The sequence below is a fragment of the Microcoleus sp. D3_18a_C4 genome (genome assembly GCF_036702415.1).
Lineage (GTDB): Bacteria > Cyanobacteriota > Cyanobacteriia > Cyanobacteriales > Microcoleaceae > Microcoleus.
Map to the genome: position 1 here is coordinate 1 of NZ_JAUBTI010000163.1, position 9,977 is coordinate 9,977.

A 9,977-nucleotide genomic window follows, 5' to 3' on the forward strand; every position below is an offset into this window, starting at 1 on the left:
TCAGTTTTGTAAAAAGCCTTTTTTTTATTGTAGTGCGAGCGTCCCCGCTCGCTTATTGTACAATACGCGAGCGGGGACGCTCGCACTGTAAATGCCAAACTGAGATGCTCCCAACAGAACAATAAGAAGACATTTGAGTAATAATAGAAGCAGCCCAATAATTATGAAGGTCTGAAAAAGTTTTAGACGGCTCTTTAGCAACTAAATTCGGCTGCATTCCCGCCGACAAACCAAATTCCTCCACTTTTGGCAGCCCCCCATCAATTCAAGGCGATTGACTGACTGGGTAGGTTTAAAAGTTCCATCTTGATAGTAGTTAACTATCTTGTTGTTCCGCGCAAATAGAACTTTTCCGGCACTCCAGCGGGAATATCAACGTCGCTATACGGACGGATAGAAATATGGCTAGGAAATGTGATATTAGCACCTTGTATTCATTTCAAGGATTCCCAAACTAAAGATACCAATTGCTCTCTGGTAACAGCAAGTTGCGGCCGCAAAGTATTATTTTGAGAAAACCGCGCTACAAACCCAAAGCCCACAGCTTCTTTAATTTCGGAAGGGTAGCTATCTCCGAGTTGTAGAAAAGCCAGTATTGCTTACGGTATTGGTATTTCCTGCGGTATTGGCTGCGGTATTGGCTGCGGTATTGGCTGCGGTATTGGCGGCGGTATTGGTATTGGTATTGGCTGCGGTATTGGCTGCGGTATTGCTTCGGTATTGCCTCCGGTATTGCCTCCGGTATTGCCAATTTCTCCCGGTGCGGGTTCATTGGTAGTGAAATAAAAGTGACCTAATGTGCGGCCTTGATAAGCTCTTTTACTCAAGCGCCAAGCAGGATCGAGAGTAATTTTCATGAATTCGTTAAGATCGCCATTTGTGCGACCTATAATCACAGATTTACCTTGGTAATCTACCGGGGTTCCCATTAGTAGAACATTACCATCAACACTTTCCAAAGTCAGGGTGTATTTTAATGCTAAATCTGTGCCGGCCATGCGAATTGAAAAGCCGTTGCTGTCTGTTGCGCGGCCACAAATACCGGTGAAATCAAAAGTAACTAATAACGGATCGACTTTCACGGGATTAGAGCCGCTTTCGCTCCAGCATTTTCGCTTGTCAGATACTTGTTCTACAATTAGCAATTGGTGGCCGCCGAAAGGGCGGGGTTGGGCGATGACAATTACTCGGTCTTGGTTAATTTCGGTTTCGTCAAAAGTAAATGCTTTAGCCGAACCGATCGCGCCAAGTGTTAAAATTGCTGAACCTGCCAGTGCGGCCACTGTTCGTACAAGTGAATGTTTCATGATTTTTCCCTATTGGCTCCTTATTGTGATGAGACTTATCTAGAATATAAAAAAGTCGCCCTCTTCCAACAACAAGATAGAATTTTACCATCTCTTGTTCCGGTGGTACCAAGTGCGATCGATCGGCGATCGTCACCTTGGTTCGTAGTGAGAACTAAAGTCCGAGCGAATTTTATGAGGATTTTAGTCCTCACTACAAACTTATAACCGTTATTTTACCGAGGAACTTGATAAGCTGTGCGGTCTCTAAATTGTATTTTCCGGGCGGGCGGGACGCCCACTCCCCAAGAATTTGATGGGACTTGACCGTAAAATTTAGATGCACCGGGGCTGATTACTAGCGGGAAACGATCGCACTATTGGGCAAAAAAACGGTGCGTTACACTCTTGTTAACGCACCCTAAAACAAACATTCAAAAAGCGCCTTTCCTGTCTAGCGGAACATACTGCTAACAGAACTATCTTCGTGAATCCGCCAAATAGTTTCTCCGAGCAAATTCGCTACCGAAAGCACCGTCAACTGCTTAAAACGGTTCTCTTCCGGCACAGGAATTGTATTCGTAACAATTACCTCTTCCAAAACCCCGCTAGACAAACGCTCGATCGCCGGAGGCGAAAACACCGCATGAGTAGCACAAGCATAAACCTGCCTCGCACCCTCGCGGCGCAACAATCTCGCACCTTCAGAAATGGTGCCTGCAGTATCGATCATGTCGTCCACCAACACAGCAGTTTTGCCCCTGACATCACCGATGAGGTTCATCACTTCGGCCACGTTGTGAGCTTGGCGGCGCTTGTCAATAATTGCCAGGGGAGCATCACCAAGCTTTTTGGCAAAAGCTCTCGCCCTAGCGACTCCGCCAACATCCGGCGAAACCACAACAATATCCGTCAATTGCTTGCTCGCCAGATAATCCAAAAGCACCGGCGAACCGTAAACGTGATCGAAAGGAATGTCAAAATAACCTTGAATCTGAGCCGAGTGCAAATCCATCGCCAAAATGCGACCGGCCCCAGCTTCCGTAATCAAATTAGCCACTAATTTTGCAGTAATCGACTCTCTTCCGGCCGTTTTGCGGTCAGCCCTAGCATATCCGTAATAGGGAATGACAGCAGTAATTTGTCTAGCCGAAGCGCGGCGACAAGCATCGATCATAATTAACAATTCCATGAGGCGATCGTTTACCGGACAGCAAGTTGGCTGAATCAAGTAAACATCGCAACCCCGAATTGATTCTTGAATTTGAACGTAGAGTTCCCCATCAGCAAACCGCTTGCGAACCATCGGCCCCAAATCAATCCCCAGATAGCGAGCCACCTCTTGGGCGAGGGGAATATTAGCAGAACCGGAGAACAGCCGCAGACGGTCATGAGCGGAAACCGGCGGCTCGGGAAGCGGAAGCGGTAAAGTAGCAGAACGGATCACAGCAGGCCTCTTGCAGGACGTTTATTCCATCGCTATCTTACCATCTGAAACTAGAAATATTCAGCCAATTTTTTAATAGATTTAACTTTCGAGGCGACCACAAGTGTTAGGTTAGGCGAATTGAATAGGACTTGCAGAAATATCTCCGAGAAACCGGGTTTCTCGCCCACTTTCGGCACCCTCAACGGTCACAATCGGTTTTTACTTATTTTTATCCAGCCATAAAACTATAAATTATACTTGAATACCGTAGATTAACGGATAAATTACTTTTTAAAGGCATAATTTATTACTGTAAAGATAGAGCATTCTGCGTAATTATGCTGTGTGACACCCCCAGGGTGTGGAATGTGGGTTCTAGCTGAAATGTTGCACCATTGTCAATAAGCTTTTTAGGAACAGGCTGGACGGCCTGTTCCACAAGAAAATCTACTCTTTGTGGAACAGGCCGTCCAGCCTGTTAAGCGAGAATGGTGCAAGATGTGAGTTCTAGCGAACTCTGTACTGGCAGAAGTACGATCGCACTTGTGCCCCTGCGTCTAAAAGTTCTAGCGTGAGTCAATTTGGGGCTGAGGCTGCAAGCGCAGCCACCCCAAATTCAGTCGAAAGCCGAAGGCATCCGGGTTCAATGCGATAAAAATGCCACCAACAGGCAATAAACTGGAAAAATACTGTAAAAAAAGTTAAGAATCGGAGGATACTCCAGATTTTTGATAACGGGCAAAGCAAGGTAGAAATCGATGAGCTTAAGAGAACGCATTGACGCAGAAATCAAAGCAGCCATGAAGTCCAAGGACAAACTTCGCTTGGAAACAGTTCGCGGCATCAAGAAATTTATTCTCGAAAAAGAAGTCAGCCTCCGTCCCTCCGGGCAAGAAACGCTGACAGAAGCTCAAGAAATGGAAATTTTGATGCAAATAGCCAAACAGCGCCGCGATTCGATCGAACAATACCGCAAAGGTGGCCGCGAAGATTTAGTGGCACAAGAGGAGGCGGAGTTGGCAATTGTTGAAGAGTATTTGCCACCGCAAATGTCAGACGAAGAGGTGAGTCAAGTCGTTGACGAAGTGATTGCCTCGGTTGGCGCTACTTCTGCAAAAGATATGGGCAAGGTGATGGGCAAGGCAATGCAGCAGCTTAAGGGCAAAGCAGACGGTAACAGAATTCAAGACATGGTGAAAGCAAAGCTTAACAGTTGAAAGTTGACAGTTGACAGTTGAGTGTTGACTGTTGAGTGTTGACTGTTGGCAGTTGACAGTTGAGTGTTGACTGTTGGCAGTTGGCAGTTGGCAGTTGACAGTTGACATCTCGCATAAATAATTTCCAGCTTTATCGAAAAAATGGGTCTAAAACCCCGTGCTTCTAGCACGGCTTTGGATTAAAATAGAGATGGTTGAAATCCCCAAGGTGGGCGGTTGTGAAGCGGCTTTTAGTCGGCACCCTCGAACCTGAAAGCTTTTTAAAAGCACAAAGAAGGGTAGCGAAAACCTTGTAAAACACAGCTAGAGAGTCAACGCATTCTCAAGACCAGAAAATCCCTAATTCGGTTCAATCAATCCGGTAGGGCGGGGCACGCCCGAACTCTAGGTCGTATCCTAGTACGCTTTTGGAGATAGACCCTCTGGGGTTGCTGTAAGTCAGACTCGTCAATTGGTGTTTTTTCACGGTTGAAAGGTTTGAGAATTGCCTGCAAGGGATATGGTGCCTAAAGGTCAGTCGCTGAATTAAGAATCTCCGGACTTGATAGACGGAGAGTGTCAAAGAGATGTATGGCTTAGGTCGAGGGGCGACAATTTATTAGGGCTAAGGCCAAAAAACCCGGTTTCTACGAAAAATCGTGCATTTCTCCCTTGAGATATTGACGCAGAAACCGGGTTTTCGATCGGATATGCGGGTTGCAACCTGTGTATTTTCGTGAAAAAATCCGGTTTCTGACCATCCTGGCGTCCAAGAATGTCAAAAAAATGTAAAATACTAACTTTGGTCGGGACTGGGGACTACAGAGAGTGAAGTATGCTCAAGAGCATTAAAGACATAGCATTACTAAGTCTGTGAGCGATCGTCTATTTTTTAACAGTTTCTACTTAAACTTATGCAGCCACCTATTGCTATTGGAACTCTCCTACAAAACCGCTACCGCTTGGTGAATATTTTAGGTCAAGGAGGATTTGGCCGGACTTATTTAGTAGAAGATTTGGGACGGTTTCAAGAACGCTGCGCCCTGAAGGAATTGATTCCGGTGCAAAGCGGGCCATACGTTTTGGAAAAATCGAAGGAATTGTTTCAAAGAGAGGCGGCAATACTTTACCAAATTGGGCACCCACAAATTCCCCAGTTTCGGGCAATATTTGAAGAGAACCAGCGTTTGTTTTTAGTGCAGGATTACGTGGAAGGGATGACTTACCGCGAACTAATGCTCGATCGAACTTCAAATGGTCGCAGCTTCACCGAAGCCGAAGTCTTGGTATTTATCCGGCAAATGCTGCCGGTACTCGCTCACATCCACGCCCGCGGCATCATCCACCGCGACATCTCCCCAGAAAATATAATTCGGCGCGAAAACGACCAAATGCCGGTGCTGATTGACTTTGGAGTGGTGAAGGAACTCGCCACCAAAGTCCAGTCTCCCGAAGGAACAGCCCACGCGACAACTGTCGGTAAAATCGGCTACGCGCCGATGGAACAGTTGCAAAGCGGGCGGGCAACAGCCAGCAGCGACCTCTACGCTTTAGCCGTAACGGCGATCGTCCTGCTGACAGGCAAAGAACCGCAGGAATTGCTCGATCAAACAACGCTGCAGTGGAATTGGCAGCAGCAAGCGCAGGTGAGCACGGGTTTGGCTTTGGTGCTCAATCGGATGTTGAGCCGGTCTCCGGGCGATCGATATCAATCTGTCAGCGAAGTCGCCCAAGCACTCGACGCCCAAACTAATCCTAAACCTAGCCAGCCAACTGTACCGCCCGCGCCGCCAGCAGTGGTACCGACAAACCCTTCGCTAATAGCAACGGTGGCCGTGGGCAGACCGCCAGAGCCCGTCGCCCAGAGTTCCCACCCGCAAAAAAACCAGCCAGACCCGTTAATTGAGCCTGCTGGCGACACTTTTTGGGACAATCCCATTGCTGCGATCGGACTGCTGGCCGGCTTAGTAATCTTGACAGGCTTCGGTTCCTGGGCTTTAGTCGGCTCATTTCTCAACAATTCGCGCCCCAAACCCACTCCGACTGCGCCAGCACTCATAAATCCCACGCCGACACTAACTCCGATACCAAACCCGCTACCTTTGCCAACCCCAACCCCGCAACCTTTGCCAACCCCAACCCCGGAACCTTTGCCAGAACCAAGCCCAGAACCTTTGCCGGAACCGAACCCAGAACCTTTGCCGGAACCAAGCCCAGAACCTTTGCCGGAACCGAACCCAGAACCTTTGCCGGAACCGAACCCAGAACCTTTGCCGGAACCGAACCCAGAACCAAGCCCAGCGCCAACTCCGACACCAAAACCGACGCCAGCGCCGGCTCCAGCGCCCAAACCGGCGCCCAAACCGGCGCCCGCACCAACTCCCGCACCCAAACCAACTCCCGCGCCGTCGCCAACACCCGCACCAACACCGGAACCGGCCCCAACACCCGCACCATCGCCGGAACCGGCCCCAACACCCGCACCATCGCCGGAACCGGAACCAACTCCCGCACCGTCGCCGGAACCGGAACCGGAACCAGCGCCGGAACCGGAACCAGCACCAACACCCGCACCATCGCCAGAACTCTAAACTTCTGGCAAAATTCCCCTAGACTGAGGTTGATGCCAATTACTTGTTAGCTATTTGCCAATGAACTCGCTGCTAATTACTGGAACTGATACCGACGCGGGCAAAACTGTTTTGACCAGCGCTCTGGCTGCTTATTGGCAAATGTATTTTCCCGATCGCAGTTTGGGAATTATGAAGCTCATGCAAACGGGAACGGGCGATCGCGAACTCTACACCCGTTTGTTTTCCCTCGACCAATCCCCCGAAGAACTCAATCCGCTGCACTTTGATGCGCCTCTAGCACCGCCGATTGCTGCGGAACGGGAGGGGAGACGTATCGAGCTCGAAAAGGTCTGGACGGCGTGGCAAAGCCTCTCTGAGCGCAAGGATTTTGTGTTGGTGGAAGCTTTGGGAGGGCTGGGATCGCCTGTAACGCGGGAACTGACGGTGGCCGATATTGCCAGGGATTGGCGGCTGAGGGGGGTTTTGGTAGTACCTGTGAGGTTGGGGGCGATCGGGCAAGCTGTGGCGAATGTGGCTCTCGCCAGACACACTGGTTTTAAGCTGAGAGGAATTGTGCTCAATTGCATTAAAGCTTATTCTGAACAAGAAATTGCCGATTTAGCGCCCGTTGATTTGATCCAGTCGCTGACTCAAATACCTGTGTTGGGTATTTTGCCGCATTTAGATGACCCGACTGACCTTGCTAAATTAGCTAAAATTGCTTCAGATTTAGATTTAGAACAGTTACTGCCAGGGGTTAATTTAGTTCCTCAGACTTCTAAATAACCCTATTCTCAACACCTCTCTTTCTCATTCTTCTCTTCCTCTGCGTACTCTGCGGCCTCTGCGGTTCATTAAAAAAAAATCTCCTGCACAACTCAGATAGGATTGAAGAAGATTTTCTTTTAACCGCAGAGAGCGCAGAGAGCGCAGAGAAAGAGAATAGAGAGTTTCACAAATTATTCATTCAGAATTGCTATAAGGAGAATAAAAAATGGTTTCTACTTTACCGAATTTAACCTCTGTCGATTTATCTCAGTTGCGGCTGGAAATTAGAAATTTGCAGCCTCAGCTAGTCGAATGGCGTCGCCTTTTGCATCAAAAGCCGGAGTTGAGTTTTGATGAAAATTTAACGGCGCAGTTTGTCTCGCAAAAGTTGCAGGAGTGGGGAATTGAGCATGAAACTAATATTGCTAAAACTGGTATTGTCGCAACTATAGACAGCGGCAAACCGGGGCGGGTTTTGGCAATTCGGGCGGATATGGATGCTTTGCCTATTCAAGAAGAAAATGAGGTGGATTATCGATCGCAGCATGATGGAATTATGCACGCTTGCGGCCACGATGGCCACATTGCGATCGCCCTTGGTACTGTTTGTTATCTTGCCAAGCACAAACACAGCTTTTGGGGTAAAGTAAAATTTATCTTTCAGCCCGCCGAAGAAGGGCCAGGAGGCGCAAAACCGATGATTGAAGCGGGTGTTTTGAAGAATCCTGATGTTGATGCGATCGTCGGCTTGCATTTGTGGAACAATCTACCTTTGGGCACTGTAGGCGTCCGCAGCGGCGCTTTGATGGCGGCTGTGGAAGTTTTTGACTGCACGATTTTTGGCAAAGGTGGACACGGCGCAATGCCACATCAGACTGTGGACTCGATCGTAGTTACAGCCCAAATTGTCAGCGCTTTGCAGGCAATTGTCGCGCGGAACATTGACCCGATCGACTCAGCGGTAGTAACTGTCGGCAAATTCCACGCAGGCGACACCCACAACGTCATTGCCGATACTGCTCAAATCGCTGGCACGGTGCGCTATTTCAATCCAGCATATCAAGGTTATTTTGCACAGCGAATCGAGCAAGTAATTGCCGGAATTTGTCAGAGTCACGGGGCAAATTACCAATTAGATTATTGTGCGCTTTATCCGCCAGTTATTAATGATTCGAGAATAGCTGAATTGGTGCGCGACGTGGCAGAAGCAGTTGTCGAAACTCCGGCGGGAATCGTTCCAGAATGTCAAACAATGGGCGGCGAGGATATGTCGTTCTTTTTGCAAGAAGTTCCCGGTTGCTATTTCTTTTTGGGTTCGGCAAATCCAGAGAAAAACTTGGCTTACCCGCACCATCACCCGCGCTTTGATTTTGATGAAACTGCGCTGGGGATGGGTGTAGAAATGTTTGTGCGCTGCGTGGAAAAGTTTTGTGTGAATCAATAAAAGATTGTGTCATCCGGTGGGGGCGGGTTTATGAGATTATTGATTTTAGGCAATGATAGTTTGTAAAACCCGCCCCTACAGCAATCATATCTATTTAACCCGATCTCTTGCACCCGCCGTCAAAAAACTGTAGGGGCGGGTTCACCAAAAGATTTAAAGAATGCAGACAGCTTAAATAAACCCGCCCCCACCCCACGCGAGAGTCTTTTTACCGAGTTTGAAAGATATTCTGCACCATTTTTTTATCTACACTCGCCGCCGCCTTATCCAATTCGGCAATCTCCCCGGAGTCTAACTCCCAGCCCAAAGCACCAATATTATCCCTCGCCTGTGCCCCAGATTTCGCCCCCGGAATCGGAATAGTTTCTTTGCAGATGCACCAGTTGATTGCTACCTGCGAAACAGTCTTGTTTCTGAATGCCGCTATTTCTCGCAAACACTCCAAAAGCGATCGCATTCCCGGAAGTAGCTGCTTGCACGCCAAACCTCGGATACCTTTAGGAAGAGTGCCGTTTTCTGAATATTTACCCGTCAGCAACCCCAAGGCTAGAGGACTGTAAGCAATCAATTTTATCCCCAATTCATCGCAAACATCTTTTAATCCGAGTTCTGTTACCGGATAGGTAGAAAGTAGCGAATATTGCACTTGTAAAGTAACAATAGGAATTTGGCGATCGCTAAATCTTTGATGCACCCATTTCAGCCGTTTCGGCCCGTAATTAGACAAGCCCACTCCCTTGACCAATCCTTGCTCGTAAAGGTCAGCCAAACCGTCTAAAAGAGCCCCCTCCTGCCAAGGAGCGTAATTGGCTGTAGACCAGTGCATTTGCACCAAATCTACATTTTTTCCGAGGCGCGCCGCAGAGGCTTTGCCAGCCGATATCATTGATTGTCGCGTCAGTCTCCAAGGATAAGCAGCCAGTTTTGTCGCAATACAAATACTCTCTTTATTTGCACCTTGATAGTGTTGAGAAAACTGGCCCAAAAGCTGTTCGCTACGTCCATTTAATTTCCCTGTTCCGTAAGAGTCGCCGGTATCAAATAAAGTGACGCCGTTACTAACACAAAGATTGAAAACGGCTTGCAATTCCTCGTCCATACTTTCATTGTAGCCCCAGAGCAATCTGTTGCCCCAAGCCCAAGTGCCGCAGCCCATTTTTGGCAGTAAAAGTGTTTCTTTTGTTTGCATTTTTATTGATGGTAGTTGGGAGCATCTCAGTTTTGCATTTACAGTGCGAGCGTCCCCGCTCGCGTATTGTACAATACGCGAGCGGGGACGCT

Annotated in this window: 8 protein-coding genes; 5 read left to right on the forward strand and 3 right to left on the reverse strand. The window is 48.3% G+C overall.

Annotated features, from left to right (window positions below):
- Positions 1-599: 599 nt before the first annotated feature.
- On the reverse strand, positions 600-1,307 hold the full coding sequence (locus QUB16_RS31925) for a DUF3747 domain-containing protein (protein WP_333322307.1): 708 nt from the start codon (positions 1,305-1,307) through the stop codon (positions 600-602).
- Between QUB16_RS31925 and QUB16_RS31930 the strand changes: the two genes are divergently transcribed.
- Complete coding sequence (locus QUB16_RS31930; protein WP_333322308.1) at positions 1,299-1,514, forward strand: hypothetical protein; 216 nt, start codon at positions 1,299-1,301, stop codon at positions 1,512-1,514. The two genes, QUB16_RS31925 and QUB16_RS31930, sit on opposite strands and share 9 nt — an antisense overlap.
- 226 nt (positions 1,515-1,740) lie before the next feature.
- On the opposite strand, the gene QUB16_RS31935 is transcribed toward QUB16_RS31930, so the two are convergent.
- Complete coding sequence (locus QUB16_RS31935; RefSeq protein ID WP_242716335.1) at positions 1,741-2,733, reverse strand: ribose-phosphate pyrophosphokinase; 993 nt, start codon at positions 2,731-2,733, stop codon at positions 1,741-1,743.
- A gap of 740 nt (positions 2,734-3,473) precedes the next feature.
- Here QUB16_RS31935 and QUB16_RS31940 point away from each other — a divergent pair.
- The 4 genes from QUB16_RS31940 to QUB16_RS31955 all read left to right on the forward strand — a co-directional run bounded on the left by QUB16_RS31940 (position 3,474) and on the right by QUB16_RS31955 (position 8,696).
- Positions 3,474-3,932: a GatB/YqeY domain-containing protein gene (locus QUB16_RS31940; protein WP_333322309.1), complete on the forward strand. Its 459-nt coding sequence runs from the start codon at positions 3,474-3,476 to the stop codon at positions 3,930-3,932.
- 893 nt (positions 3,933-4,825) lie between these two features.
- Complete coding sequence (locus QUB16_RS31945) at positions 4,826-6,502, forward strand: serine/threonine-protein kinase (RefSeq protein WP_333322310.1); 1,677 nt, start codon at positions 4,826-4,828, stop codon at positions 6,500-6,502.
- Between the two features lie 60 nt (positions 6,503-6,562).
- Positions 6,563-7,270 (forward strand): dethiobiotin synthase, encoded by a 708-nt coding sequence (bioD, locus tag QUB16_RS31950; RefSeq protein WP_333322312.1) that lies wholly within the window; start codon positions 6,563-6,565, stop codon positions 7,268-7,270.
- A 208-nt stretch (positions 7,271-7,478) separates the two neighbouring features.
- Positions 7,479-8,696, forward strand: coding sequence for a M20 family metallopeptidase (locus QUB16_RS31955; RefSeq protein ID WP_333322313.1), 1,218 nt, complete (start codon positions 7,479-7,481; stop codon positions 8,694-8,696).
- A 208-nt stretch (positions 8,697-8,904) separates the two neighbouring features.
- On the opposite strand, the gene QUB16_RS31960 is transcribed toward QUB16_RS31955, so the two are convergent.
- On the reverse strand, positions 8,905-9,885 hold the full coding sequence (locus QUB16_RS31960; protein WP_333322315.1) for an aldo/keto reductase: 981 nt from the start codon (positions 9,883-9,885) through the stop codon (positions 8,905-8,907).
- Between the last annotated feature and the right edge of the window lie 92 nt (positions 9,886-9,977).

Coding starts and splice junctions, on each gene's coding strand:
- QUB16_RS31930 (WP_333322308.1), top strand. CDS start 1,299: ATGTTTCATGATTTTTCCCTATTGGCTCCTTATTGTGATGAGACTTAT.
- bioD (WP_333322312.1), top strand. CDS start 6,563: ATGAACTCGCTGCTAATTACTGGAACTGATACCGACGCGGGCAAAACT.
- QUB16_RS31960 (WP_333322315.1), bottom strand. CDS start 9,885: ATGCAAACAAAAGAAACACTTTTACTGCCAAAAATGGGCTGCGGCACT.
- QUB16_RS31925 (WP_333322307.1), bottom strand. CDS start 1,307: ATGAAACATTCACTTGTACGAACAGTGGCCGCACTGGCAGGTTCAGCA.
- QUB16_RS31945 (WP_333322310.1), top strand. CDS start 4,826: ATGCAGCCACCTATTGCTATTGGAACTCTCCTACAAAACCGCTACCGC.
- QUB16_RS31940 (WP_333322309.1), top strand. CDS start 3,474: ATGAGCTTAAGAGAACGCATTGACGCAGAAATCAAAGCAGCCATGAAG.
- QUB16_RS31955 (WP_333322313.1), top strand. CDS start 7,479: ATGGTTTCTACTTTACCGAATTTAACCTCTGTCGATTTATCTCAGTTG.